This window comes from Rahnella sp. PD12R (assembly GCF_019200965.1).
Lineage (GTDB): Bacteria > Pseudomonadota > Gammaproteobacteria > Enterobacterales > Enterobacteriaceae > Rahnella > Rahnella laticis.
Genome location: NZ_JAHTMS010000001.1, coordinates 674818 through 701674 on the forward strand (window position 1 = coordinate 674818; position 26857 = coordinate 701674).

General features: G+C 56.3%; 28 protein-coding genes. 17 read left to right on the plus strand and 11 right to left on the minus strand.

Features of this window, described 5'->3' with window-relative positions:
- Positions 1 to 16 precede the first annotated feature (16 nt).
- Positions 17 to 922, minus strand: coding sequence for a YghX family hydrolase (yghX, locus tag KWG64_RS03040; RefSeq protein ID WP_218520990.1), 906 nt, complete (start codon positions 920 to 922; stop codon positions 17 to 19).
- Between the two features lie 154 nt (positions 923 to 1076).
- On the opposite strand from yghX, the gene KWG64_RS03045 reads away from it, so the two are divergent.
- Complete coding sequence (locus KWG64_RS03045; RefSeq protein WP_195816264.1) at positions 1077 to 1277, plus strand: DNA polymerase III subunit theta; 201 nt, start codon at positions 1077 to 1079, stop codon at positions 1275 to 1277.
- A gap of 6 nt (positions 1278 to 1283) precedes the next feature.
- Here the strand turns inward: KWG64_RS03045 and KWG64_RS03050 are convergent, their stop codons facing one another.
- A complete protein-coding gene (locus KWG64_RS03050; protein ID WP_218520877.1) occupies positions 1284 to 2165 on the minus strand; it encodes a LysR substrate-binding domain-containing protein in 882 nt (293 codons plus the stop codon).
- A 105-nt stretch (positions 2166 to 2270) separates the two neighbouring features.
- Here KWG64_RS03050 and KWG64_RS03055 point away from each other — a divergent pair, with 105 nt between their 5' ends.
- A complete protein-coding gene (locus tag KWG64_RS03055; RefSeq protein ID WP_218520878.1) occupies positions 2271 to 2597 on the plus strand; it encodes a carboxymuconolactone decarboxylase family protein in 327 nt (108 codons plus the stop codon).
- A 15-nt stretch (positions 2598 to 2612) separates the two neighbouring features.
- A complete protein-coding gene (locus KWG64_RS03060) occupies positions 2613 to 3011 on the plus strand; it encodes a tautomerase family protein (protein ID WP_218520879.1) in 399 nt (132 codons plus the stop codon).
- Positions 3012 to 3107: 96 nt separating this feature from the next.
- Here KWG64_RS03060 and flhA read toward each other — a convergent pair whose 3' ends face one another.
- From flhA to hypA, 6 genes are all read right to left on the minus strand, one after another.
- Complete coding sequence (gene flhA / locus KWG64_RS03065) at positions 3108 to 5186, minus strand: formate hydrogenlyase transcriptional activator FlhA (protein ID WP_370628596.1); 2079 nt, start codon at positions 5184 to 5186, stop codon at positions 3108 to 3110.
- Positions 5187 to 5289: 103 nt separating this feature from the next.
- The gene (gene hypE, locus KWG64_RS03070; protein ID WP_218520881.1) at positions 5290 to 6312 is read right to left on the minus strand and encodes a hydrogenase expression/formation protein HypE; all 1023 of its coding nucleotides are present in this window, start codon (positions 6310 to 6312) and stop codon (positions 5290 to 5292) included.
- Positions 6309 to 7469, minus strand: a complete 1161-nt coding sequence (gene hypD, locus KWG64_RS03075; RefSeq protein ID WP_218520882.1) for a hydrogenase formation protein HypD — start codon at positions 7467 to 7469, stop codon at positions 6309 to 6311. Before hypD ends, hypE begins: the two co-directional genes overlap by 4 nt.
- A complete protein-coding gene (locus tag KWG64_RS03080; RefSeq protein WP_104921178.1) occupies positions 7469 to 7753 on the minus strand; it encodes a HypC/HybG/HupF family hydrogenase formation chaperone in 285 nt (94 codons plus the stop codon). Before KWG64_RS03080 ends, hypD begins: the two co-directional genes overlap by 1 nt.
- On the minus strand, positions 7744 to 8535 hold the full coding sequence (gene hypB / locus KWG64_RS03085; protein ID WP_218520883.1) for a hydrogenase nickel incorporation protein HypB: 792 nt from the start codon (positions 8533 to 8535) through the stop codon (positions 7744 to 7746). Before hypB ends, KWG64_RS03080 begins: the two co-directional genes overlap by 10 nt.
- Positions 8536 to 8564: 29 nt before the next feature.
- A complete protein-coding gene (gene hypA / locus KWG64_RS03090; protein ID WP_218520884.1) occupies positions 8565 to 8909 on the minus strand; it encodes a hydrogenase maturation nickel metallochaperone HypA in 345 nt (114 codons plus the stop codon).
- A gap of 326 nt (positions 8910 to 9235) precedes the next feature.
- Here hypA and hycA point away from each other — a divergent pair, with 326 nt between their 5' ends.
- From hycA to KWG64_RS03155, 13 genes are all read left to right on the plus strand, one after another.
- The gene (gene hycA, locus KWG64_RS03095) at positions 9236 to 9703 is read left to right on the plus strand and encodes a formate hydrogenlyase regulator HycA (protein ID WP_195816255.1); all 468 of its coding nucleotides are present in this window, start codon (positions 9236 to 9238) and stop codon (positions 9701 to 9703) included.
- A gap of 175 nt (positions 9704 to 9878) precedes the next feature.
- Positions 9879 to 10487 (plus strand): 4Fe-4S dicluster domain-containing protein, encoded by a 609-nt coding sequence (locus tag KWG64_RS03100; protein ID WP_195816271.1) that lies wholly within the window; start codon positions 9879 to 9881, stop codon positions 10485 to 10487.
- A complete protein-coding gene (locus KWG64_RS03105) occupies positions 10487 to 12394 on the plus strand; it encodes a proton-conducting transporter membrane subunit (RefSeq protein ID WP_218520885.1) in 1908 nt (635 codons plus the stop codon). The genes KWG64_RS03100 and KWG64_RS03105 overlap by 1 nt, the downstream gene beginning before the upstream one ends.
- Positions 12395 to 12404: 10 nt before the next feature.
- Positions 12405 to 13358 (plus strand): respiratory chain complex I subunit 1 family protein, encoded by a 954-nt coding sequence (locus tag KWG64_RS03110; protein ID WP_218520886.1) that lies wholly within the window; start codon positions 12405 to 12407, stop codon positions 13356 to 13358.
- Between the two features lie 44 nt (positions 13359 to 13402).
- The gene (locus KWG64_RS03115; protein ID WP_195816252.1) at positions 13403 to 15127 is read left to right on the plus strand and encodes an NADH-quinone oxidoreductase subunit C; all 1725 of its coding nucleotides are present in this window, start codon (positions 13403 to 13405) and stop codon (positions 15125 to 15127) included.
- A gap of 15 nt (positions 15128 to 15142) precedes the next feature.
- Positions 15143 to 15700, plus strand: a complete 558-nt coding sequence (locus KWG64_RS03120; protein WP_195816251.1) for a formate hydrogenlyase complex iron-sulfur subunit — start codon at positions 15143 to 15145, stop codon at positions 15698 to 15700.
- On the plus strand, positions 15697 to 16494 hold the full coding sequence (locus KWG64_RS03125; protein ID WP_218520887.1) for an NADH-quinone oxidoreductase subunit B family protein: 798 nt from the start codon (positions 15697 to 15699) through the stop codon (positions 16492 to 16494). The genes KWG64_RS03120 and KWG64_RS03125 overlap by 4 nt, the downstream gene beginning before the upstream one ends.
- Complete coding sequence (locus KWG64_RS03130; RefSeq protein WP_152324725.1) at positions 16494 to 16973, plus strand: formate hydrogenlyase maturation HycH family protein; 480 nt, start codon at positions 16494 to 16496, stop codon at positions 16971 to 16973. The genes KWG64_RS03125 and KWG64_RS03130 overlap by 1 nt, the downstream gene beginning before the upstream one ends.
- A complete protein-coding gene (hycI, locus tag KWG64_RS03135) occupies positions 16966 to 17451 on the plus strand; it encodes a hydrogenase maturation peptidase HycI (protein WP_218520888.1) in 486 nt (161 codons plus the stop codon). The genes KWG64_RS03130 and hycI overlap by 8 nt, the downstream gene beginning before the upstream one ends.
- Positions 17452 to 17667: 216 nt before the next feature.
- Positions 17668 to 18213 (plus strand): electron transport protein HydN, encoded by a 546-nt coding sequence (hydN, locus tag KWG64_RS03140; protein ID WP_218520889.1) that lies wholly within the window; start codon positions 17668 to 17670, stop codon positions 18211 to 18213.
- Between the two features lie 23 nt (positions 18214 to 18236).
- The gene (fdhF, locus tag KWG64_RS03145) at positions 18237 to 20408 is read left to right on the plus strand and encodes a formate dehydrogenase subunit alpha (RefSeq protein WP_195824763.1); all 2172 of its coding nucleotides are present in this window, start codon (positions 18237 to 18239) and stop codon (positions 20406 to 20408) included.
- A 60-nt stretch (positions 20409 to 20468) separates the two neighbouring features.
- Positions 20469 to 22832, plus strand: coding sequence for a carbamoyltransferase HypF (gene hypF / locus KWG64_RS03150; RefSeq protein ID WP_218520890.1), 2364 nt, complete (start codon positions 20469 to 20471; stop codon positions 22830 to 22832).
- A complete protein-coding gene (locus KWG64_RS03155; RefSeq protein ID WP_195824765.1) occupies positions 22825 to 23850 on the plus strand; it encodes a HoxN/HupN/NixA family nickel/cobalt transporter in 1026 nt (341 codons plus the stop codon). The genes hypF and KWG64_RS03155 overlap by 8 nt, the downstream gene beginning before the upstream one ends.
- Before the next feature lie 35 nt (positions 23851 to 23885).
- Here the strand turns inward: KWG64_RS03155 and csgC are convergent, their stop codons facing one another.
- The 3 genes from csgC to KWG64_RS03170 form a co-directional block, all read right to left on the minus strand.
- Entirely contained in the window at positions 23886 to 24215 is a 330-nt protein-coding gene (gene csgC / locus KWG64_RS03160) for a curli assembly chaperone CsgC (protein WP_165058397.1), read from the minus strand.
- 88 nt (positions 24216 to 24303) lie between these two features.
- Positions 24304 to 24783 carry a curli major subunit CsgA gene (gene csgA / locus KWG64_RS03165; protein WP_218520891.1) on the minus strand — a complete coding sequence of 160 codons (480 nt, stop codon included), beginning with the start codon at positions 24781 to 24783 and terminating at the stop codon, positions 24304 to 24306.
- Positions 24784 to 24837: 54 nt separating this feature from the next.
- A complete protein-coding gene (locus KWG64_RS03170) occupies positions 24838 to 25326 on the minus strand; it encodes a curlin (RefSeq protein WP_195816243.1) in 489 nt (162 codons plus the stop codon).
- 878 nt (positions 25327 to 26204) lie between these two features.
- Between KWG64_RS03170 and csgD the strand changes: the two genes are divergently transcribed.
- Entirely contained in the window at positions 26205 to 26855 is a 651-nt protein-coding gene (gene csgD, locus KWG64_RS03175; protein ID WP_195816242.1) for a biofilm master transcriptional regulator CsgD, read from the plus strand.
- The last annotated feature ends 2 nt before the right edge of the window (positions 26856 to 26857 follow it).

The following is a 26857-nucleotide window of genomic DNA, read 5'->3' on the forward strand; positions in this document are numbered from 1 at the left end:
ATCCTGCCCTTTTCATTTATGCCGTTTCAGTCTGCGGGTCGAGATACTTTTTAAACCAGGCGATGGTGCGTTCCCACGCCAGATCGGCTGCCGCTTTGTCATAGCGCGGGGTCGAATCATTGTGGAATCCGTGGTTTACGCCGGGATACACATACCCTTCATACACTTTATCGTTCGCCTTGAGCGCAGCCTCATAAGCTGGCCAGCCGTCGGTAACCGGCTTATCCAGCTCGGCGTAGTGCAGCAATAACGGCGCTTTGATGCGCGGCACGTCTTCGGCTTTTGGCTGACGTCCGTAAAACGGCACCGCCGCCGCCAGCTCCGGGTATGCCACCGCAGCCGCATTCGCCACGCCACCGCCATAACAGAAACCGGTAATACCCACTTTTCCGGTGCCCGTTTCGTGGTGCATCAGAAATTCCACGGCGGCAAAAAAGTCATTCATCAGTTTGGCCGGATCCACTTTCTGCTGAAGCTCGCGGCCTTTCTCATCATTCCCCGGATAACCGCCGACAGAACTCAGGCCGTCCGGTGCCAGCGCCACAAATCCGGCTTTCGCCACGCGGCGCGCGACATCTTCGATGTACGGATTCAGGCCCCGGTTTTCATGCACCACCACCACACCCGGCACTTTCCCCGAGGCTTTGGCCGGACGCACAAGATAGGCTTTGACGCTGCCGTGCCCCTGCGGAGACGGATACTGAATATATTCAGCCACAATATCGGGGTCGGTAAATTGCACCTGTTCAGCGTAGGCATAGTTGGGCGTCATCAGCGTGGAGAGCGCCGCCAGCGACAGGCCACCCGCCACAAATTTTGCCGAGAGATCGAGAAACTCGCGTTTGGTCATTTTGCCGTGAACATAAAAATCAAAGTATTCGAGCAGTTCTGGCGGAAAATCTTTAGCTGTCATTCGCGTCATCATCAGGCTCCTTTCCGGAAAATTTAAGACTAAATAATGGTCTGATTTTGACTGTTTTGTAAACTGATTGTGAAATTGGATTTCAATCCGACACCCCACCACCGCCTTTTGCCCGCCGACAGTGCTAAACTGCGTTCAGTCAAAAGGAGACACTATGAACAACAATCTCGCAGGTCTTACCCAGGAAGAAATGGAAAAAGTGAGCGCAGGGCTGGCGGCCGGAACCGTCGCCGTGCGCGAGCGCAATAACCTTCCCGTCAACGCACAAGAAGTTGAGATGGAACAGCCGGAACATCTGCGTGAATACTTTCGCGAGCGGCTGGAACACTACCGCAGCCAGCCCGCTAAAAAGTAAAATCCGTTACTGCCCGGTGGCGAAAAAACCGGTGATGGCATCAGTCAGATACCTCGCCGGTTCGCCCGGCTGCATCTGGCTCTGATGCAGAGTGATGCCGATTTCGCCCGGCGCGGGCAAATCCTCCAGAACCTTCAGGGCTGCCGGTCTGCCAAAGTCCGTTCGTAAAGTAATCCCCAAACCGGCGGACAACGCCGCCCAAATCCCGCCCAGACTGCGGCTGGTAAACGCAATCCGCCACGGGATCCCCGCTTTATCCAGCGCCGCCGTTGCGGCACTTCGCATCAGACACGGCGCTTCAAAAACCAGTAAAGGCAGCGGTTCACCGGTTTCCAGATAATGCGCCAGTGAGAAATTTTTCGGCCCAATCCAGCGCAGCGGAATGCGGCCCAGCGCCCGGCTGGTCGGGAAAAGCGGGACGTCATCCGCCTGCCAGCACACCGCCAGATCGAATTCGTTATGCCGGATCCCGTCGAGTAATTGCTGATTGCGCGTGATGCTGGCGGAGAGCTGCACCTGCGGATGCGCGCGTGTAAACGTGCCGAGAATGGACGGTAACAGCGCCTCGCCGAAATCTTCCTGCATACCGAGATGAATACTGCCACTCAGCGTGCTGGCCGATAACGCCGCGCTGGCTTCGTCGTTGAGGCTCAGGATCCGCCGCGCATAACTGAGCATAACTTCACCCTGCGCAGTCAGAATCAGATGCCTTCCGGCTTTTTGCACCAGCTCCGTACCTGCCTGCTGTTCCAGTTTTTTCAGCTGTGCGCTGACCGCCGACGTCGAGCGCCCGAGGCGATCAGCCGCCAGCACAAAACTACCCAGTTCGATGCCGGTGACAAAACTGCGCAGCGCTTCTGCATCAAAAGTTACCGGTCGTTTAGCCACGTTTAATCATCCCGTTTTTATGGATTAATACTGCTGATATTTTCGATATTAAGGATAATCATAACGCCTTATGCTCCTTTTCACACCCGCGAAAAGGAACCTGACATGAGCATCAAGACCCCCTCCCCTATGCTGCCACCTGAAACCATGACGCGCCTGACGCCAAAATTCGCGCAGGTGACTGAACAGGTTTTATTTGGTGACCTGTGGCAACGAAGCGAGCTGACTGCACGCGACCGCAGCCTGATTACCGTCGCCGCACTGATTGCGCTGAACCGCAACGAACAGCTGCCGTTTCATCTGGATCTGGCGGTTAAAAATGGTGTGACGTACAGCGAGCTGAGCGAAGTGATCACGCATCTGGCGTTTTATGCCGGATGGCCTGCCGCCGCTTCCGCGCTGACCCGTTTCGCAGCGCTCGACCCGCAATAACAGAGGAAAATCATCATGCCGTTTACCCGAATTTCAATCCCTGAACACCGCCTTGAAGGCTGGCAAAACACGATTTCTACTGTCTTGCAGGACGCGCTGGTCACTACGTTTTCCGTTCCCAAAGACGACTGTTTCCAGCTGTTTGAACCGGCAAGCCACGGCCAGCGGGTTATCAACCCGACGTATCTGGCAGGCCCGGACAGCCGTCGTTCAGAGGATTTCCTGCTGTTCCACATCACGGCCGGGAAGCCCCGAAATATCGAACAAAAAGGCGCGCTGTACCGTTACCTGAATGAAAGATTGCACGCGGAAATCGGCATCGATCCGGCGGATATCATGATTGTGGTGAATTTCACCCAGCCGGAAGACTGGTCTTTCAGCCACGGTGATGTCTTTCGCGTAACAGACAGATAAGTGACTGAGGTTATTTGCAGAAATAAAAAAGCCCTGAATCTGTCTCAGGGCTTTGTTCTTTATTTCACTCAATGACTTTATGTCATTCAGAAAGGATCAGTGTGCCGCGATGCCTAACTTTTTCATGCGTGACAGTAAGGTGGTGCGCTTTAACCCCAGACGCTGCGCGGCTCCGCGCGGCCCGGCGACCACACCGTTGGTTTCTTTCAGGACAGCAATAATACGCTCGCGCTCGTCATCTTCGTTCAGCTGCGGCGCAGGTTCAGAGAATGCTGGCGCGGCAACCGGTGCCACCGGCAGCGGATAATTCAGCTCGGGAAGTTGCAGATCCAGCACCGTTCCGCGCGTCAGAAGCACGGCACGTTCGATGACGTTTTCCAGCTCACGGACATTCCCCGGCCACGGCATGCGGCTCAGCAGACGCAGCGTTTCCGCCGGAATGCTGTCGATGGTACGCTTCATTCGCTTGGCAATTTTGTAGGTCAGGAATTTCACCAGTTGCGGAATATCTTCCGGCCGCTCGCGCAACGGCGGGATCACAATCGGGAAAACGTTCAGCCGGTAATACAGGTCACTGCGGAATTCTTTGTCGGCCACCATTTGCCGCAGGTCGCGGTTGGTCGCGGCAATCATGCGCACGTTCACCGAGATCAGCTTGTTGCCGCCTACCCTTTCAAATTCACGCTCCTGCAAAATACGCAGCAATTTAGGTTGCAGCTCCAGCGGGATTTCCCCGACTTCATCGAGGAACAGCGTGCCCTGATCGGCCAGCTCAAAACGCCCCATACGCTGGGCGGTCGCGCCGGTGAACGAGCCTTTTTCATGACCAAACAGGTCACTTTCCATCAGCCCGGCGGGCATTGCCGCGCAGTTCATTTTGACCATCCGCTGATCGCGGCGATCCCCGAGGTTATGAATCGCTCTGGCGATCAGTTCTTTGCCGGTGCCCGTTTCACCGAGGATCAGCACGGAACAGTCGCTTTTCGCCACGATCTCAACCTGTTTAAGCACCGCTGACATGCCCGGACTGCGCCCGACGATGTCGCTGAAATCCGGGTTATTGCTGTTTATCTGCTCGGTCAGATACAGGTTTTCGTGTTGCAGTTTTTCCTTCAGGCTTTTGATTTCCTGATAGGCCAGCGCGTTGTCCACCGCTATGGCAATACGCTCGGCGATTTGCTGTAAAACCCGCAGGTTGGCGGAATTGAAATTATCCGGCTGGCACTGCGCCAGTTTGAGAACACCCAGCGTTTTATGCCCGAAACGCAGCGGCAGAATGCACAACGTTTTGGTCTGATCGCGCCACAACAGCTGGAACAGCGTGCTTTCGTCGTCCTCCGGTTCGTCGGAAGGCCGCACGTTGGTCATCAACATTTCGCCGTTTTTCATCACCTGCTGTTCCAGCGATCCCGCCAGCGTCATGCGCGTTTGTTCGCGCTCGGCGACATGCGTTTGCACATAATGCGTAGCGTAAACGCTGGCCTGTTCACTGTCTTTGTCGGCGTCGCACAGCACGATGCTGATGGCGTTGATGTGGAAAAAGTGATGAATGGTTTTGGCGATTTCGCCGGTCAGTTCGTCGAGATCAAGCTTGGAAAGCACCGCATTGGTGATGTCCACCAGAATGCGGAAATCGTCACGTTCGTGGCGCAGCAGCGATTGCTGAAGCAGCGCGTTTTCGCGCAGTTTAATCTGTTCAACCGCAATCGCCGCCAGCATGCAAAGTTCGTGCAGCCCGTTTTTATCTTCTTCGCTGAACGGTGCCGCGTGCTGACGGGTAAATTCACAACCGCCCAGCAGGCCGGAAGCCGCCAGCAGCGGCACCAGACAGTAATCGGTAAACGCCGGATACAGGTTGAGCGCGGCCAGCTGCGGGTAGCGCAAATGCAGCGCATCGCTGCGCCAGACCTGCGTTTTCGGATTGCTGAGCAGCGCATGCACCGGCCCGGTGGCGAGCAGGGTTTCGTCTTCGTAACTTACCGGCTGATGATGCGGATCGATACCGTAAAAACTGACGCGTTCGCTGCTGCTGTCAAACAGCACCAGCGTCACCGATTCTGCGATACCGGCACTCTGCACCACCTGGGTCAGGATTTCCAGCAGCGAGGTCATGGTCTGTTGCAGCAGCAGTGTGCGCGTCAGTTCCAGCAATCCTTTGTGTTTTGTCGTGCTCATGGTTGCACTCTGCATAGCGTTAGCTCTGGATAACGTAGTTTCTGAAAAAAGGGCAATACCGAAAAGTCTACCCCTTTCGTGGGACTCAGCCCCCCTGATGAGATCAACAAATGCGGGGTAAAGGTTCGGTATGTGGCAGCATCAGCTGTCGGGAAACGCCCAGCGCGCCGCGCAGACAGACCTGCGGATTTTCGGTGACCTCGCCGATCGTCGCGGCGTCCGCGCCCAGCGGATGCTTTCGCAATAAATTCAGTACCCTTTCTTCCGCCTGCGCAGAAACCACCGCCACCAGTTTGCCTTCATTGGCAAAATTCAGCGGTTCCAGCCCCAGCAGTTCGCAAATTCCCCGTACCGCAGGTTTGACCGGTAGCGCATTTTCATCAATGGAAATACCGAAACCGCTGGCTTCGCTGAACTCATGCAAAATCGCATTCACCCCGCCGCGTGTCGCATCGCGCAGGGCGTGGACGCCGGAAACGGCGCGCAGCGGCGCAACCATTGGCGCCAGCACGGCGCAGTCGCTCTGGATACCGAGATCCATTCCCAGCTGCTCGCGGAGATTGAGAATGGTGGCGCCGTGATCCCCCAGCGTACCGCTGACGATCACTTTGTCTCCGCACTGAATCTGCCCTGCGCCCCACGCCACATCGCCGGGGATCACGCCGATCCCGGCGGTGTTAATGAAAATCTTGTCGGCTGCGCCGCGCTGCACGACTTTGGTGTCGCCGGTGACAATGGCGATCCCCGCCTCGCGCGCGGTTTGCGCCATCAGGCTGACAATTTTCTGCAAATCCTCCATCGGCAAACCCTCTTCCAGAATGAATCCGCAGGAGAGATACGCCGGTGTTGCGCCGCTGACGGACAAATCGTTTGCCGTGCCGCACACCGCCAGTTTGCCGATATTTCCGCCGGGAAAGAAAATCGGATCAATGACATAGCTATCGGTGGTGAAAGCCAGACGATCACCCTGCTGGCTCAGCGCGGCCAGCGATAACCGCGCGCCGTCTTCGCGTTCGTTGAGCCACGGGTTATCAAATGCGCTGAGAAACATTCGTTCAATCATCTGCTGCATCGCGCGGCCACCGCTGCCGTGCGCCATCGTCACTACGTCATTGCGCTCGCTCATCCTGCCACCTTCTGTTTCATCTCTTGCTGTTCTTGTGCGGGTTCATTTTCCTGATACCGGTACTGATACCAGGCGGCGCAGGCTCCTTCGGAGGAGACCATCAGCGCGCCAAAGGCGTTATGCGGCGTGCAGCCGGTGCCAAACAACGGGCATTCATGCGGCTTGCAGCGCCCTGTCAGCACGTCGCCGCAGCGCGAACGCGGGTCATCGGCCACCGATTGAACCTGCGGGCTGAAACGGCGTTCGGCGTCGAAGGCCGAATAGGTTTCCGTCAGGGAAATCCCCGACGCTTCGATAAGCCCCAGCCCGCGCCATTCGCTGCTGCCGGAAAGCTGAAAGACTTCGCGGATCGCGTTTTGTGCCAGCACATTACCCTCTTCGGGTACGATGCGCCGGTATTGGTTTTCGGTTTTACACGATGCCTCGCAAACTTGTGCCACCAGCATTAAAACGCTTTGCAGCATATCCAGTGGTTCAAACCCGCTGACCACCAGCGGTTTACCGAATTGCGTATTGATGAAATGGTACGGCGCAGTGCCGATCACCATGCTGACGTGGCCGGGCGCGAGAAAAGCGTCGATACGGACATCGTCTTGTTGCAGTAAACTGCGTAACGTCGGGATCAGGCTGATGTGCTGGCAAAAAACGCTGAAATTGGTCAGCCCTTCGCGCCGCGCCTGTTGCAGCGTGACCGCCGTCACCGGCAGCGTGGTTTCAAAACCGAGCGCGAAAAATACCACCTGCCGCTGCGGGTTTTCCCGCGCCAGTTTCAGGGCATCGAGCGGCGAATAGACCACCCGCACATCCGCGCCGCGTTCGCGCGCATTCAGCAGCGAACCCTGTTTTCCCGGCACCCGCAGCGCATCGCCAAAGGTGCAGAAAATCACGTCCGGGTGCGCCGCAATTTCGCAGCAGGCATCAATCCGCCCCATCGGCAACACGCACACCGGGCAGCCAGGGCCGTGGATAAATTCCAGCTGCGGGGGCAGCAGTTTATCCAGACCAAATTTGAAAATAGCGTGCGTATGACCGCCGCAGACTTCCATAATTTGCATCGGCTTTTCAGCGGTATACGGCAGTTGTGCTGCCCGTTTATGCAGGCGTTCAATCAGCGTTTTCGCCAGCTTCGGGTCGCGGAATTCATCGACAAAACGCATTATCTGGCCTCCCCCGCGCCGAGAAACAGCGCGACGTCGGCTTCCACTTCTTCCATGGCGTGCAGCGCCGCCAGCGTTTCCTGCGCTTCGTGCTCATCGAGACGGCTCAGCGCAAAACCGACGTGAATTAACACCCAGCCGCCAATCAGCTGTTCGCGTTCGCTGATGCCTTCACAGACCAGGGCGATATTCACCTCACGCCTTAAGCCGCAAACTTCCGCCCACGCGTGATCGGGCTGTTGCTCATGCAGCGCAACGATTTGCCCCGGAATGCCTATGCACATCGCTGCTGCTCCAGCCACGCCAGCCACTCGTCCATGCCTTCGCCAGTGGTGGCGGAAAGGCGGATCACTTCAATTTCCGGGTTCACCTGCCGCGCATTGGCGATGCAGGTTTCGACGTCAAAACTGACGTACGGCAGCAGGTCGATTTTATTGAGGATCATCAGGCGCGAGGCCGCAAACATATGCGGATACTTCAGCGGTTTGTCTTCGCCTTCAGTGACGGAAAGCACCGCCACTTTATGCCGTTCGCCGAGATCAAAACTGGCCGGACACACCAGATTGCCGACGTTTTCAATAAACAGCAGGCTGTTATTGTTCGGCGACAGCTGATGTATCGCGTCATGCACCATTTGCGCATCCAGATGGCAACCTTTGCCGGTATTCACCTGAATCGCCGAAACGCCGGTCGCGCGGATACGATCCGCATCGTTGGTGGTTTGCTGATCGCCTTCCACCACCGCGCAGTCGAAATACGGCGAGAGACGGGTCAGCGTGCTGGTCAGCAGCGTCGTTTTGCCGGAACCGGGGCTGGACACCAGATTCAGCGCCAGAATGGCGGCCTGCGCAAAATGCTCGCGGTTATGCGCGGCAATATGATTGTTCTTCGCCAGCACATCCATTTCGATATCCACCATCCGACGCGGCGCAAACGGCAAACCGTGCGAATGGCCGTGTTCGTGTGGATGCGAATGATCGTGGTGAGAATGATCGTGGTGAGAATGTTCACTGCTGACGCCTTCAATCCGAAGCTCGCCGCTGGCACAACCGCAGGTACTGCACATAGTTTTCTCCCCGGGTTTACGGATACCCGTTATTCGATTTCAATACGTTTGATTTTCATGCCGTCGTCAGCGATCACCCGCACATTGCGGCCGCCGCATTCCGGGCAAAGCAGCACGTCGGGGCGGAGCAGACGGATATCTTTCTGGCAATCGTGACACCAGCTTTGCGCCGCGGGCGTATCGAGATGCAACGCACAGCCTTCGGCCAGTGTTTCCCGACACGCCAGCTCAAAACAAAATTGCAGCGCTTCCGGCTCGACGCAGGAAAACGCGCCAATTTCCATCCATACCGCGGTTATTCTCCGCGCATTATTTTGCTGGCCAAATTCCTGCATTATTTCCACGGCATTCTGGCACAGCGTTATTTCGTGCATGATTCCCCCTCCCGATGGAGTCAGATAAAAGGACTTCTGCAATATTAATGCCAGAGTTCATCACGCTTATTAAAAGGCCGGATTTTCCCGGTGACGGAATTAATGCGTCATAACTGTCGAAATAAGGTGTCATCGACACATCCTTTATTCGTCCGCGTTGAGCCATGAACGGGTGAAAAACACCTAACTCAATGATTTAAAATCATTAATAAAATAAATATCGAAACTGGCACGCTTTATGCCCTTAGAGGGTTATGCGCCATTTTTTTGTCGTCACGGGGCGATGAAAAATGACACTCACGCACAACACAATAACAGGGTATGACATGAGCACTCTCAGCGAACTGACCACGAAGGCCGATTATATCGCCAGCAAAAACAGCCATCTGAAATCACAGTGGCGTACTTACCAGAACAGCCTGATCCAGGCGGTAACCCATTCAAATAAGAAGATTAATCACGAGTTCTCCTGTGGGGAAGATCAGGATATCCGCTTCACGCTGTTCAACTATTTCACCGTCAGCATTCACCTGAGCGATGACTTCTACAGTCAGGACATCGTCTACAGCCTGAACATGGCGCACAACGGTGAAGAGCCTGATTTCAAAACCTTTGCCCACGCCGCGCTGAGCGAAGAAGGTAAGATCGACGGCACCGTGGATATCCACGATAAAAACGCCGTTCTGGAACATTATCTCAATAAGATTTCCGCGATTTATCAGTGTATTTACGACTCCCTGCACAGCAATCAGCCTATTGCGGCGCAATTAGAAAAATTACTGAGCCACGCCTGATTCCTATTCAGAAATACATTATTACGCCGGTCTGACGGAAATATTTTCCCGCGTCATTTGATTACCGGTTTTTACGGGGATTAATTCCGACATAAATGTCGAAATGTCAATTTAAGTGCCGATTTCGTCACCTTTGACGAAATGAAAAGGAGACTTCATGAGTCGCGTCGCCGCCATGAATCAATATGTGATAGCCGATCCGAAATTGTGTATCGGCTGCAACACCTGTATGGCCAGCTGTTCGCAGGAACATCAGCTGCACGGCTTGCAGTCTGCGCCCCGTTTGCAGGTGATGCGCAACCGGCTGGATTCCGCGCCGGTCATGTGCCACCAGTGTGAAGATGCCCCGTGCGCGCAGGTCTGCCCGGTCAATGCCATCACCCGCCAGGACGAGGCCATTCACCTCAACGAAAGCCTGTGCGTGAGCTGCAAACTGTGCGGAATTGCCTGCCCGTTTGGCGCGATCACCTTTTCCGGCAGTTCTCCGCTGGATATTCCGCGCAACTGTAATACCTCAAAAGCGCTGCCCGCCCCGCAAGCGCCGCGCGCCGTCAGCCCGTTCCTGGATTGCGTACCCGGATTGCGCGCCGTGGCGGTGAAATGCGATTTATGCAGTTTTAGCCCGGACGGGCCGGCGTGCATCAAAACCTGCCCGACGCAGGCCATCACGCTGGTTACCGCCAGTCTGGCCGAACACAGCAGCCAGCAAAAACGCCTGAATGCGATGAACGCTTTCCCTGCCGGTTATTCCACCTTCACCACGCCTGACGCGGGGGCCAAATAATGACGGCTTTGTTTGCTTTAGAACCCGCCTCTTTGCTGGCGCTGGCGCTGCTTATCTGGCTGGTGAGCGGCGTGGCGGGCTGGATATTTTCTGCCGCCGCACGGCTCAGCAGCCTGATTTCCGGGCTGGGAGGCATGCTGGCTTCTGCGGCGGTCATCGTCGCGGCTTTTGAGACCGTTCACCGCGGCGGCGCAGTACAGACAGTGGCGTTGCCCGCGCTGCCTTTCACCGCTGAACTCAGCCCGCTGAACGGATTGTTATTGCTGGCAATGTCAGTCACGGCGCTGTTTTGCAGCCTGTACGCCTGGGCGTGGCTGGCGGAAACGACGTCACGTAAACGCGGTCGCACCGGCTTGTTATGCAACTTCCTGATGGCGGCGCTGACAGCGGCGGCGGTCGCAAATAACGCCATTGAACTGCTGGTGATGATGGAACTGGCCGCGCTGTGCGCCTACTTCCTGATCGTACAAACCGACGATGTGAAAAGCCGCCGTGCGGGTCTGAATCAGTTTTTATCCGGCCGCCTCGGCACCGTTTGCCTGATTCTGGCGTTCACGGTTTTACATCACGTCAGCGGCAGTCTGAATTTTGACGTTCTGCGCCACACCGCCTTCCCGGCGGGCACAAAATCGCTGGCCTTCCTGCTGGCGCTGGCGGGTTTCGGGCTTTACGCCGGGATTATTCCGCTGCACGCCTGGGTGCCGCAGTCGCATTCCAGCGCACCGGCGCATGCCGCAGCGCTGTTCTCTTCCGTGCTGATGAAAATCGGCATTCTTGGCATCGTAAAAGTCGGTCTGGATTTGCTCGGCGCACCGCCACTCTGGTGGGGCCTGCTGGTGTTGTTGCTGGCAATCCTGACCGCGTTTATCGGCGGGCTGTACGCGCTGATGGAACACGATATCCGCCGCCTGCTGGCCTATCACACGCTGGAAAACGTCGGGATTATTCTGCTTGGCGTCGGCGGTGCGATGACCGGCGTGGCGCTGAATATGCCGGAACTGGCGGCGCTGGCGCTGCTGGCCGGATTGTTCCATCTGTTCAACCACGGTCTGTTTAAAACCGCGCTGTTCCTCGGTGCCGGTGAAATTGAAATGCAGACCGGCATAAAGGATATGGAAAAGCTCGGCGGTATCGCCCGTCTGATGCCGTGGACCGCCGTGGCGATGCTTGTCGCGCTGATGTCGATGGCCGCGCTGCCGCCGCTTAACGGCTTTGCCAGCGAATGGCTGCTGTATCAGTCACTGTTCCAGCTGAGCGCCGCGCCGCTGTTTATCGCACGTCTGCTCGGCCCGCTGCTGGCCGTCGGGCTGGCACTCACCGGTGCGCTGGCGCTGATGTGCGTGGCGAAAGTTTTCGGTGTGACGTTTCTTGGCGCGCCGCGCAGTAAGGCGGCAGAAGATGCGACGCCTGCCCCGCTGGCTATGACGCTGAGCAGCGTTTTGCTGGCGCTGTTGTGCGTCATTTTTGGTGTCGCCTCACCGTGGATTATTCCGCACTTCGCCGCCGTTGCCGCTTCCGTTCTGAACGCGCCTGTTTTGCAAACCGCGCAGCACGGCGCGGTGTTCTCCCCGACCTCCGCCGTTTCAGCCCCGATGGTGGCGCTCCTGCTTTTGGGGATGCCGTTATTGCCGTGGATTATTGCCGCCGTTCTGCGCGGTACCCGCATGCCTAACCGTCTGCGCGGCGACGCCTGGGCCTGTGGCTACGGGCATTCCGCTGACATGGTGGTCACCGCGACCGGTTTTACCCAGCCCCTGCGCGTGATGTTTGGCCCGCTGTACCGCCTGCGCCAGTACGTCATGCCCGCAAAACTGGTGAGCACGCTGCATCAGGGCTGGCTCGGGGCTTTCTGCCGTCGTCTGGCTTTCATCGAACTGGCCGTGTTGCTGGTCGTGGCTTTTGCCTGAGGAACTGACTATGAATTTTCCCTTTTTGCTGAACAGTTCTCTGTGGCCGCTGGCGCTGATCCAGGCCATCGCGCTGCTGGCGGTGGCTCCGCTGTTCGCCGGATTCAGCCGCGTCATGCGCGCCCGGATGCACAACCGCCGCGGGCCGGGGGTATTACAGGAATACCGTGATATCGCCAAATTACTCAAACGCCAGAGTGTGGCACCGGCGGCGTCCGGCCCGGCGTTTCGCAGCATGCCGTATCTGCTCACCGGCGGGTTGCTGGTTATCGCCACCGCCCTGCCGGTGGTTACGCTGTCTTCGCCGATGGGCGCAGCAGGCGACCTGATTACCGTGATTTATTTGTTTGCCGTGGTGCGCTTTGTGTTTGCCATCGCCGGGCTGGATACCGGCAGCACGTTCACCGGCATCGGCGCCAGCCGTGAAGCGGTTTTGGGCGTGCTGGTCGAACCGATCCTGTTGCTCGGCCTGTGGATCGCCGCGCTGGTGGCCGGTTCCACCTCGCTGGGCGCGATTGCTGCCCGCGTGCTGCACTGGCCGGTGTCGTCTTCCCTGACGCTCATTCTGGCCGGTCTGGCCTGTGCGTTTGCCACGTATATCGAAATGGGCAAATTGCCGTTTGATATGGCCGAAGCCGAGCAGGAATTACAGGAAGGCCCGCTGACCGAATATTCCGGTGCCGCGCTGGGCGTGCTGAAAATCGGCATCAGCCTGAAACAGCTGGTGGTGTTGCAGCTGTTTCTTGGCCTGTTCTTCCCGTTCGGGCAGGTGGATCACATCACGCCGGTGGCATTGCTGACTGCCGGGGTGCTGAGCCTGTTGAAGCTGCTGATCGCCGTTTTTCTGGTGGCGCTTATCGAAAACAGCGTCGCCCGTCTGCGTTTTCTCAAAACGTCCCGCACCACATGGGCGGGCTTCGGGCTGGCATTTCTGGCGCTGGTTTCCTGGCTGGTCGCAGGCTGACCTGACATTTTTCTTATCCCGCCACGGCGGGAAGAGGCTTTGTAATGAGTGAGTTCAATACCGCATTAAATCAAAACCCGGTCGGCAAACATTATCTTGCCGCGCTGGCGAAGCAGTTCCCGGCGGCCATTTTAGGCAGCGAATGGCAGACCGATACGCAGGCGACGGTGACCATTAAGCTGAACGCGCTGCCGGAAGTGGTCGAGTGGTTGTATTACCAGCAAGGCGGCTGGCTTTCCGTGTTGTTCGGCAATGACGAACGTACGCTGTGCGGCAACTATGCGCTGTATTACGTGCTGTCGATGGAAAAAGGCGTGAAGTGTTGGATCACCGTGCGCGCCGAAGTAGATCCGGTTTCACTGGAGTTCCCGTCCGTGACGCCGCGCGTGCCCGCAGCAGTCTGGGGTGAACGCGAAGTCCGCGATATGTACGGTTTGCGCCCGGTCGGGTTGCCGGACGAGCGTCGTCTGGTGCTGCCGGACGACTGGCCGGATGATTTGTATCCGCTGCGCAAAGATTCAATGGATTACCGTCAGCGCCCGGCGCCGACCACCGACGACGAAACCTATCCGTTTATTTCGCAAGCTAAAGAAGGCAGCAAAATTGTGCCGATTGGCCCGCTGCACGTCACTTCTGACGAACCCGGACATTTTCGTCTGTTTGTCGATGGCGAAGACATTATCGACGCGGATTACCGTCTGTTTTACGTCCACCGCGGCATGGAAAAACTGGCCGAAACCCGCATGGGCTATAACGAAGTCACGTTCCTTTCTGACCGCGTGTGCGGCATCTGCGGCTTTACCCACAGCGTGGCGTATACCTCATCGGTGGAAAATGCGATGGGGATTGTGGTGCCGGAACGCGCCCAGATGATCCGCTCAATACTGCTGGAAGTGGAACGTCTGCACAGCCATTTGCTGAACCTCGGGCTGGCCTGCCATTTCGTCGGTTTCGACTCCGGCTTTATGCAGTTTTTCCGCATCCGCGAGCAGTCGATGAAGATGGCCGAAATCCTGACCGGCGCACGTAAAACCTACGGCATGAACCTGATCGGCGGGATCCGCCGCGACATCTTAAAAGACGACATGATCCAGACCATTGCGCTGGCGGGCAGCATGCGTCGTGACCTCGGTGAGCTGGTGGATATTCTGCTTAGCACGCCGAATACCGAACAGCGCAGCGTCGGCGTCGGCATTCTGGATCCGCAGGTCGCGCGTGATTTCAGTAACGTCGGCCCGATGGTGCGCGGCAGCGGCCACCGCCGCGATATGCGTCAGGATCACCCTTACGCCGGTTACGCCAAACTGCCGTTTGAGATTTGCAGCGAAACCGGCAACGACGTCTATTCCCGTCTTAAAGTCCGCATCCACGAAGTTTATAACGCCCTGAATATGATTGAGTTTGGCCTGCAAAGCCTGCCGGGCGGCCCGCTGGCGGTGGAAGGGTTTACCTATATTCCGCACCGCTTTGCCCTCGGTTTTGCCGAAGCCCCGCGCGGCGATGACATCCACTGGAGCATGACCGGCGACAACCAGAAGCTGTTCCGCTGGCGCTGCCGTGCGGCGACGTACGCCAACTGGCCGACGCTGCGCTACATGCTGCGTGGCAATACGGTGTCCGACGCACCGCTGATCATCGGCAGTCTCGATCCTTGTTATTCCTGCACCGACCGTATGACCGTGGTCGATGTGCGTAAGAAAACGACTATCGTCGTGCCTTACAAAGAGATCGAACGTTACGGCATCGAACGCAAAAATTCGCCGCTTTGAGGAATCACTTAAATCATGCTGAAACTGATTAAAAAAGTGCTGAAAACGGGCACAGCCACCGTGGGTTATCCGTTCACGCCGCTGGATCTGGCGCCGAATTTTCGCGGCAAGCCGCAGTACACCGCGCAGCAATGTATTGCCTGCGGGGCCTGCGCCAACGCCTGCCCGTCTAACGCGCTGACCATGACCACGGCGGAAGACGGCGAAACCCTGCGCTGGCAGCTGTTTTTAGGCCGCTGCATTTTCTGCGCCCGCTGCGAGGAAGTCTGCCCGACGGCGGCCATCAAACTGTCGCAGGAATTTGAACTGGCGGTATGGCGCAAAGAAGATTTGTACGAAACGGCGGATTTCCCCGTCTGCCATTGTCGTGAATGCGGAAAACCTTACGCCGTGCAAAAGGAAATCGACTTCGCGCTCAGCCTGTTGCAGGAAAGCGCCGCGCTGAGTGACCGGCAAATTAGCGATCGCCGCGTGCAGTACGAAACCTGTCCGTCATGCAAAAAGATGCACAGTCTTTCTTCCACCGACCGTATTGATATCGGCCGCCATATGACCACGGAGGCCCGTTCATGAGTCATAACCCGATTGCACCGCGCGACGAAAATGGCCTGCCGGTGCCCGTCACGCTTGACGAAAGCATCGCAAAACTGAAATCCACCCTGCTGCACAGCATCCGCCGCTCCGCCTACGTTTACCGCGTGGACTGCGGCGGCTGTAACGGCTGCGAGATTGAGATTTTCGCGGCGATTTCACCGCTGTTCGACGCCGAACGTTTTGGCATCAAAGTAGTGCCGTCGCCGCGCCACGCCGACATTCTGCTGTTCACCGGCGCGGTCACCCGCGCCATGCGCATGCCCGCACTGCGCGCCTGGGATTCCGCACCGGATCCGAAAATCTGCATTTCTTACGGGGCTTGTGGCAACAGCGGCGGTATTTTCCACGACCTGTACTGCGTCTGGGGCGGCACCGACAAAATCGTGCCGGTCGACGTGTATATTCCGGGCTGCCCGCCGACACCGGCGGCCACCATTTACGGCTTCGCGATGGCGCTCGGTTTGCTGGATCAGAAAATCAAAGGCCAGCAGCACGACGACGCCGCAGCGACTCCGGCGGAATTACTGCATCCGGAACTGCCGCAGCCGTTGCGCGTGTTACTCGACCGTGAAGCGCGCCGCATGGCCGGTTACCGTTATGGCCGTCAGATTGCCGATGAGTTTATGAATATCGTGGCCGCACCCGGCCTGCAACCGGTGGAGCAGCGCGTTTCAACCTACCTCAGCGAACGCGGCGACCTGCGTCTCACAGAAATTGTCGGCAACCTGCAACAGATTTATCAGCAGGTTCTGCGCGGGGAGGTGCGTCTGTGATGACGTCAGGAAACGACCAGCGCTACGCGCAGCATCAGCCTTTTTCCGGTCATCAGGCGGAAAAGAACAAAGTGATTTTTTACTCGCTGAGCAGCAAATTTGTCGACGAGAAAAGTGCGCAAAAGCGCAGCTCGCAGAAAGTGCAGGAAGTGGTGTATTACAGCCTGGCGATCGGCCACCACCTCGGGGTGATCGACTGCCTGAAATCCCGCCTCGAATGCCCGCTTACCGGTTACCAGCAATGGGTCAGTTGCCTGCCAGAACAGGGCGAAGCTTACCGAAAACTGGCGGGCGTACAGCGTTTTGGCGAAATCAATATCGACAGCAGCCACACCCATTTACTGGCGCTGGCGCTGCGCGATGCCCGCCCGCAGATGAATGAAGAACAGCAGGGCTGGAGCGACCAGCTCATCGCCCTGCTCGGACAAATCGAAAGCGACCCCGCGATGTACCTGATGGTCAGGAGATACGATGCCTGATTCCACTTCCCGCTACGCGCTGCTGTGCGTGGGCAACAGCATGATGGGCGATGACGGCGCCGGGCCCCGGCTGGCAGAACTGTGCGCAGAAAAACCGCTCAGCGGCTGGACAGTCGTTGACGGCGGTGCCGCGCCGGAAAACGACATCGGCTATTTACGCGAGCTGCGCCCGGCGCATCTGGTGATCGTGGACGCAACCGACATGGGGCTGATGCCCGGTGAGATGCGCATTCTCGAAGAAAGCGACATCGGCGAAATGTTCATGATGACCACCCACAATTTGCCGCTGACGTTTCTTATGCAGCAGCTGCGTGAGGATATCCCACAAATCACGTTTGTCGGCATTCAGCCGGACGTCGTCGCGTTTTATTACCCGATGAGCGACGCCGTGGAACAGGCCGTCATCCGTTTGCATCAGCTGTTACCGGCGCTGGAACAGGGCATGGGCATCGCGCCTTTTCAGGCCGAAACCGCCTGACCTTGCTGTCGACATAACTGTCGATGTGGTGACGACGCGGACATGACGTCAGTGACACGTGTCGTCACCGGCAGGCAAGGCAACCATTAACTCATTGAAATGCAGATATAAAAATTAAAATCTAAAACTGGCATGGTTTATGTATTACCTGTTCAGCAATGTCGTCAGGCCGGTGTCATCCGGCCCCATAAGAAAATCCGGAATCAGGAGATTTACATGAACCGGTTCATCATCGCCGACCCTAAAAAATGCATCGGCTGCCGTACCTGTGAAATTGCCTGCGTCATGGCGCACTGCGATTCTCAGGATATCTCGCTGCTGAATGCCGCCACGTTCGCCCCGCGCCTGCACGTCATTAAAGGCGTGAACCTCAGTACGCCGGTGATGTGCCGCCAGTGCGAAGACGCGCCCTGCGCCAACGTCTGCCCGAATGGCGCGATCCTGCGCACCGGCGACCATGTTCAGGTGATGCAGGAACGCTGCATCGGCTGCAAAACCTGCGTCGTCGCCTGCCCGTATGGCGCGATGGAAGTGGTCACCAAACCGATTTTCCGCCAGAACGGTGCCGCAATGGTCGCCACGTCGGACAAAGCCGAAGCGCATAAATGCGACCTGTGCCACTCCCGCGCAGAAGGCCCGGCCTGCATGGAAATCTGCCCGACCAAGGCGCTTTACGCCATCGACCGTAATCACTTACAGGAAATGAACGCAGAAAAACGCCGCCGCGCTGCGCTCGACAGCACATCTCCCTTGCTGTTTTAACTCCGGATAGAGGAAGTAATCACATGAAAAAAGTCACCACTGTCTGCCCGTATTGCGGGGCTGGCTGTAAATTGAATCTGGTTGTGGATAACGGAAAAATCATTCGCGCCGAAGCCGCCAACGGCGTCACCAACCAGGGCGAACTCTGTCTGAAAGGCTATTACGGCTGGGATTTCCTGAACGATACCAAACTGCTGACCCCGCGCCTGACGCAGCCAATGATCCGCCGTCAGAAAGGCGGAAAATTTGAAGCCGTCAGCTGGGATGAAGCCATTCGCTATACCGCGCAGCGCCTGAAAGAAATCAAACAAAAACATGGCCCGCGCGCCATCATGCACACCGGTTCTTCCCGCGGTACCGGCAACGAAACCAACTATGTGATGCAGAAATTTGCCCGTGCGGTCATCGGCACCAACAACGTCGACTGCTGCGCCCGCGTGTGTCATGGCCCGTCCGTCGCCGGTTTGCAGGCGACGCTCGGTAACGGCGCGATGAGTAACTCCATCGGCGATATCGAGAATTCAAAATGCCTGCTGGTGATCGGCTATAACTGTGCGGACTCCCACCCGATCGTCGCGCGCCGCGTGATCAAAGCCAAAGAAAAAGGCGCACAGATTATTGTCTGTGACCCGCGCCGCATCGAAACCGCGCGCATTGCCGATCAGCATCTGCAAATCAAAAATGGCTGCAACATGGCGCTGGTGAATGCATTCGCCCATGTGCTGATCGAAGAAAACCTGTATGACCACGACTACGTGGCGAAATACACGGAAGGCTTCGAGGAATACCGCAAAAACGTTGCTGATTATTCACCGGAAGCGGTCGCCGAACAGACCGGCGTTTCTGCACAGCAAATCCGTCAGGCGATGCGCACTTACGCCGCCGCCCCTTCTGCCACCATCATGTGGGGCATGGGCGTGACTCAGTTTGGTCAGGCCGTAGACGTGGTGAAAGGGCTGGCCGGACTGGCGCTGCTGACCGGTAATCTGGGCCGCGCCAACGTCGGTGTAGGGCCGGTTCGCGGACAGAACAATGTGCAGGGTGCCTGCGACATGGGCGTTCTGCCGAATGAATTCCCCGGCTATCAGGCCGTCACCGACGCAAAAGTTCGTGCGAAATTCGCCGATGCGTGGGGCATTGACGTTAACCAGATGGACGCTGAAGTCGGCCACCGCATCACCGAAATCCCGCATCTGGCGATTGAAGGTCACGTGAAAGCCTACTACATCATGGGCGAAGATCCGTTGCAGACTGAGGCCGATTTGGGTCTGGTGCGCAAAGGCTTCGAGGCGCTGGAATTTGTGGTTGTGCAGGACATTTTCATGACCAAAACGGCGGAACAGGCCGACGTGATTCTGCCTGCCACGTCATGGGGCGAACACGGCGGCGTGTTCTCTTGTGCCGACCGCGGCTTCCAGCGTTTTGAGAAAGCCATCGAACCGAAGTACAACGTCAAACGCGACTGGGAAATCATCAGCCTGCTGGCGACAGAACTCGGTTATCCGATGCATTACAACGATAACCAGGAAATCTGGGACGAAATGCGTGAGCTGTGCCCGCTGTTCTATGGCGCAACCTACGAAAAAATGGGCGAACTCGGGCACGTTCAGTGGCCTTGTACCACCCTCGAAAGCCCGGGGACGCAGTACCTTTACGCCGATAATCGGTTTGATACACCCACCGGCAAAGGCCAGCTGTTTGCCGCACCGTGGCGCGCACCGGCAGAAGTGCCGGATGACAGTTATCCGCTGGTGCTGTGTACCGTTCGCGAAGTCGGCCACTATTCCTGCCGCTCAATGACCGGCAACTGCGCCGCTTTGCAAACGCTGGCCGACGAACCGGGCTTTGTGCAGATGCACCCGCAGGACGCCGAAGCGCTCGGCATCCGCGACCAGCAACTGGTCTGGGTCGCCTCACGCCGTGGCAAAGTCATTTCACGCGCCAACTTCAATGAACGTATCAATATCGGCGCTGTGTACATGACCTATCAATGGTGGATTGGTGCCTGTAACGAACTGACGCAGGATAATCTGGATCCGGTCTCAAAAACGCCGGAAACCAAGTATTGCGCCGTTAACGTTCAGCAGATTGCCGATCAGCGCTGGGCGGAAAACTACGCACAGCAAACCTACAGCGACATGAAAGCGCGCCTGCGCAGTGCCGTTGAGGATGTGATCCCGGTGGTAGAAGTTTAGTTTTTTTAGCGCCTCCCCCTGCGAAGGGGGAGGAGCACACCCAAAATTTCATGAGGCTGTATGTTTGATTCTCACGTGATCCGCATCTGCGGCAAGGTTCAGGGCGTCGGTTTCCGGCCTTTTATCTGGCAACTGGCGGACCGGATGCAGCTTCGCGGCGAAGTGTGTAATGACAGCGCGGGCGTGGAAATCAGACTTTTTCAGCCGGTGGATATCGACGCATTTATCGCTCAGCTAAAACACGAATGTCCGCCACTGGCGCGCATCGACAGCGTCAGCGTGGGTCGTTTCGACTGGCAAACTCCCCCGCCCAATTTCTCCATCACAAACAGCCGACGCCAGCAGATGAGTACCCAGGTGGTCCCCGACGCGGCGACCTGTCCGGAATGTCTGAAGGAAATCACCCGCAGCGGCGACCGCCGTTTCGGCTATGCCTTTACCAACTGTACGCATTGCGGCCCGAGGTTCACCATTATCCGCGCGATGCCTTATGACCGCCCTTCCACCAGCATGGCGGAATTCATGCTGTGCCCGGCATGTTTGCAGGAATATCAAAACCCGGCCGACCGGCGCTTCCACGCACAGCCGGTCGCCTGCCCGGACTGCGGGCCACAAGTGCGCGCCACGCGGCAAAACGGCGAAGCGCTGGCGCAGGGGAATGCGGCGCTCAGCTATGCCGTTGACGCGTTGCAGGCAGGTGAAATTGTTGCGCTCAAAGGGCTTGGCGGTTTCCATCTGGCATGCGATGCCACTCAACAGAATGCAGTTATGCGGCTGCGGGAACGCAAAAACCGCCCGTCAAAACCGCTGGCGGTAATGCTGCCGGATATGAGCTGGCTGGCGCAATGCAGCGATGACAGCCCGCAGTTTGCGTTACGCGAACTGCTGAGTTCGCCTGCCGCGCCGATTGTGCTGACGGCAAAAAGCGCCACGTCACCTTTGTGCGCAGCGGTTGCGCCTGAGCTGGATGAAGTCGGGCTGATGCTGCCGTTTACGCCGTTGCATCATTTGCTGATGCAGGCCTGCGGCATGCCGCTGGTGATGACGTCGGGGAATGCGGCGGGACGTGCGCCGGTTTTAAATAATGACGATGCACTTCGTCAGCTCGGCAAAATTGCCGACGTCTTCCTGTTGCATAACCGCGACATCGTTCAGCGCGCCGACGATTCGCTGGTTCGCCTGACATCGCAGGGCACCGAAGTTCTGCGCCGTGCGCGAGGTTTTGTGCCGGACGCGCTGCCGCTGCCCGCCGGTTTCAACACCCAGCCGCCGGTGCTGGCGCTGGGTGGCGACCTCAAAAATACGTTCTGTCTGGTGCGCGGCAATCAGGCCATTCTCAGCGCGCATTTCGGATCGCTGGCTGACGATGATATTGCCCGCCAGCAACAGCAGGCCATTGAGCATTTCCAGCAGCTTTATGAATGCACGCCGGTGGCGATTGCCCGCGATGCGCACCCGGCTTATATCAGCCACGTTCAGGCCGAAAGCCACGGAATACGGGTCGTTGACGTATTTCATCATCACGCGCATCTCGCGGCGTGCCTGGCAGAAAACGGCTGGCCGCTGGCCGGCGGAAAAGTCATCGGGCTGGCGCTGGACGGGTTGGGTTACGGCATTCCGGCAGGCAAAAGCGGCGCGCTGTGGGGCGGTGAATGTTTGCAGGTGGATTATCTGCATTGCGAACATTTAGGGGGTTTACCCGCCGTCGCGCTGCCCGGCGGCGACCGCGCGGCGCGTGAACCTTGGCGCAATTTGCTGGCGCAGTGGCAGGCTTTCGTGCCCGGCTGGCAGTCGCTGCCCGAAGCGCGCGTGCTGGATGAACCCCCGTGGCTGCCGCTGTCGAAAGCCATCGCCGCCGGAGTGAATTCGCCGCTGGCGTCTTCCTGCGGGCGACTGTTTGATGCCGTCGCAGCCGCCCTCGGCTGCGCACCGGCGCAACTGAGCTGGGAAGGTGAAGCCGCCTGCCGGCTTGAAGCACTGGCTCACCGCGCGGAAGGCATTTCGCATCCGGTTACGCTCCCGCTGTGCCATACATCCGGCGGCGTTTTTCTGGATTTAGCCACTTTCTGGCAGCAGTGGCTCGCCTGGCAGGCACCGCCTGCCGCACGGGCTTTCGCTTTTCATGACGCACTGGCGCAGGGTTTTGCCGCCCTCGCCCGTTTTCATTGTGCCCGCACCGGTATCCGTACCGTCGCGCTCGGCGGCGGTGTTTTGCATAACCGCCTGTTGAGCCAGCGTTTGCACCATCATCTGTCGCCCTTGCGGGTGCTGATGCCGCAAAACATTCCGCCCGGTGACGGCGGGCTGGCGCTGGGTCAGGCCGTGGTCGCCTGTGCGCGCCTTCAGTTCTCTTCTTTAATTTCTGCTTCTGTTTCAGCTTCTGTTGCAACTTCTTTATCAAACAATAAGGATCCCCATGATTAGCCGTGACATTTTCCACACACACCGCCGCGCTTCCTGGCTTTTAACCGGTCTGGTGGCTATTAATTTACTGGCCTGGGCCTGGGCATTTCTGGTGTTTCGCCATCATGCGGCACTGATGGCGGCGGCGTTGCTGGCTTACGGCTATGGTCTGCGGCACGCGGTCGATGCGGATCACATCGCGGCTATCGATAACGTGACCCGCAAGCTGATGCAGCAGGGTCAGCGGCCGGTGGCGGTCGGGGCGTTTTTCTCACTCGGGCATTCCAGCATTGTGGTGCTGGCCTGCGTGGCGATCGCCGCCACATCACTGGTTTTCGGCAATAAAATCGGCTGGCTGCATGATTATGGCAGCACCATCGGCACGCTGGTTTCTGCACTGTTTTTACTGATGATGGCGCTGCTGAATGCACTGATTCTGCGGGACGTATATCGCCGTTTTCAGAAAGTAAAACAGGGGCAAACTTTCACGGATAAAGAAGAGCTGAATCAGGTTCAGGGCGGTATCATGAGCCGGATTTTCAGTTTCGCGTTTAATCTGGTGAATAAAAGCTGGCAGATGTATCTGGTCGGATTTTTGTTCGGGCTGGGGTTTGATACCGCCACGGAAATCGGTCTGCTGGGCATTTCCGCAGCGGGCGCGTCTTCCGGTATGTCCGTCTGGAGTATTTTAATTTTCCCGGCGCTGTTCGCCAGCGGCATGGCGCTCATCGACTCGCTCGACAATTTTGTCATGGTGGGCGCGTACGGCTGGGCGTTTGATAAACCGGTTCGCAAGCTCTATTACAATATGACCATTACGGCCACCAGCGTATTTATTGCCCTGTTTATCGGCGGCCTGGAAGCGCTCGGGCTGATGGCGGACAAGCTGGATTTGCACGGCGCATTCTGGCGCGTTGTCGGAGAACTCAATGACAATATGGGCAGCGTCGGGTATGCCGCCGTGGCAATTTTTGTGGTGTTCTGGGGCATTTCCGCCCTCAATTATCGCCGCAAAGGCTACGACAGTCTGGCGGTCTGACCCGTTTAAACGCCGTCTGCTTTATACGTTAACGGCTATGCGTCATTGGGCAGCGTCAGCTGTTTTTCCAGCCGCAGTTTATCGCCGTCCGTCACCGTAATCATGATTTGCGTTTTCCCGCCGGGTCTGACGGCAAAACGCATTTGCCCGAGCGGCTGCGCCTGGCTGGCGGAGAGATTCATGTTCTGGCTCTGGCGGCTGGTGCTGGTTCCGGCGGTGCTTTCCTGCGAAACGGACACCGCCACCTGACAGGCGCAGGCTTTAGTGAGGCTGACCATCGGCGTTACGGTGTAGGTTTGGGCGTCATTATGGGTGTCGAACCAGAGCTGGTTTGACATTACGGCGGCAATCAGAAGTAAGTGCATGACATTTATCCTCTGGATCCAGTCGAAAAAAAACAGGGCTCGTGCCCTGTTTTTATAGCACCTCCCCCGTGAAAGAGGGAGGTGACGATCAGTTCTGGTTGGCGTAAGCCAGGTTACCCGTACCAGACTGAGTAATGCTGGTCAAAGCACCGTTAGCACCTTGTGAAGCCTGAGCGTAGTTGCCAGTCCCACTCTGGGAAACCAGAATTTTACTGGCGTTAGCGCTCTGAGATGCATTGGTGGTGTTGTAATCACCTTTCTGCACGACGCTGAGCAGGCTGCCATCACCCGTCTGAGTTGTGTTCGCGGTGTTTCTGTAACCATTCTGGTCAATACTGGTCAGTGATTTTTGCGCGCCAGACTGAGTGGCGTTTGCCAGGTTAGACGTCCCCTGCTGGTAAATCTGAATTTCAGAATTCCACTGGGTGGCCGTGAATGTCGGCACCGTTGATGGTGGATTTGACGGAGGTGGATTGCCATGGTCATTACCACCACCATGGCTATTACCTGCAAATGCACTGCCACTGACGACTAAAGCGGAGACTGCCACAATTTTCCAAAGTTTCATGATGCTACCCCATTGGTTTAATATCGGATGTCATGTCATAAGAACGTATGTTTGTTAATGCTGTGTCACTCTAATCGCCATTCCTGACGAGTTTTGTACGACACCGCTGCTCTGGTTCGTACCATTCTGGCGAATTTCCGTCACACTCCGGCCTTTTTGCAGAATGTAAGCCGTATTGCCAAAATTTTGTTGCGTAATGGATGCATCCCCGCCGCCGCTTTGCGATATGTAGGCAAAATTATCGCTGCCGCTTTGGGAAATATCAGCGTTATTCCCATTACCTCTCTGATTTACCACTGCGGTATTTTCTGTACCTATCTGACGAATAACGCTTGAACTGCCGGAACCCGTCTGATTCGTATAGGCCGCATTACTGTTACCGTTCTGGTAAATCGTTGATGAATTCCCTGATGAATTTCTCGCGCCAGCAAAATACTGATCCGGACTGTCAGAATTTAAATCTGAGTAACCCATGTCAGATTGTTGTGCGTGAACGACCCAGGATATGGAAAGTAACGCCAGGGTCAGTAATGTCTTCTTCATTTCGTCACCTTTTTAAACCCGACGCCGGATAATTAGCTCGCCGGTTTTATTGCTGCTGACGAATTGATTATGGAGTTTCATCCGAATAAGAAACTCACCCGCACGTCGTATTTTAATTATCAGCTTCATCAAAAAGTATGAGGATGCACTTCTCATGCGGATTGACCAGAATATTTCAGTAAAAGGTCAGCGTGGCTAATCTACCCCATGGCATTAATCCTAAAGTGCTAAAAAATAGCCGTTCAAATAATCACACAAATGCAACTATTCTTAATAAAATACTGACACGCATTCGGCCATAAAGGAGATCTTTCGCACATTTCCACCCCTTAACATTGCCGGTCTGCCCCCTTTCCACCACGCGTCACACCGTTTTCCCTGCCTGTAAAAGGGCTTTAGTGAAGCCTCACCTAAGCTAAATCGAATGTATGAGAGGCTGATATTGGCTTTATTTACGATGAATCATGCAGACCATTGCTGTTTCCGGAAGGATATTTGCGTTAAGTAATCCTTAAATTCGCAGTCTTAACAAGGGTGAACGTTAAGATTATGTAAGTGCCTTACTTAAATTCCCTTTAAGCTGGGCGCGGGTAAATTAACGCAATACATTAAGAAAACTTTATACATTTTGAGTTACATTTTGAAACATAAATAAGCCTTGCGTAAGGGAAACCAAAAGCTAAATTGAGTCTGTACCGCACATAAAACGACCTGAAATATTATGTGCCTCAGGTTGCGTATATTTGCAGTTTTCAGATATACACAGCAAACATACAGCTATAGATTTAGCAAAATAAAATCACAGTCTATTTCCTGCCTGTTTTAATTATCAGGCATTGGCCGACTGTGGCGATAATAAATCAGGGCAGGGTTTCATTATGAGTAATGAAGCAGCAATCAATAATAATATTCTTTTATTAGTGACCAAACCATCATTACAAGCCAGTGCTTTATTGCAGCAATTAAAACAACAACTTTACGTTAATACCCGGTTGCACAATATTCATAAGTCTCTGGAGGATCAGTATCTTCAGGAGACGTTAATTCTCTTCGATATGATGGAGGCGGACCGCCGGACCATTGAATCCTGGCAGTCCGCCATTAACCGGTATCACAGCAGCGTGAAGTTATTGCTGCTGAATACGCCCGATAATTATCATTTCCGTGAAATCGAAACCTGGCCACGGATCAGCGCCGTTTTTTATCTTTCGACCGATGAAGAGCATCTGGTGGAAGGTATCCGAAGCGTGATCCGCGGGGAATGCTACTTCTCTCAGGGGTTCGCCAGCTATCTGATCAATCAGTCCGGCGCTTTCCGCCATCTTCACAGTGAAGACACCGGCCTGACCCACCGTGAAAAAGAGATCCTAAATAAGTTACGTGTTGGCGCGTCGAACACGGAAATCGCACGTCTGCTGTTTATCAGCGAGAACACCGTCAAAACGCATCTTTATAATTTATTTAGGAAAATTTCCGTCAAGAACCGTACTCAGGCGGCTTCCTGGGCTAACGACAATCTCAAGCGCTGACA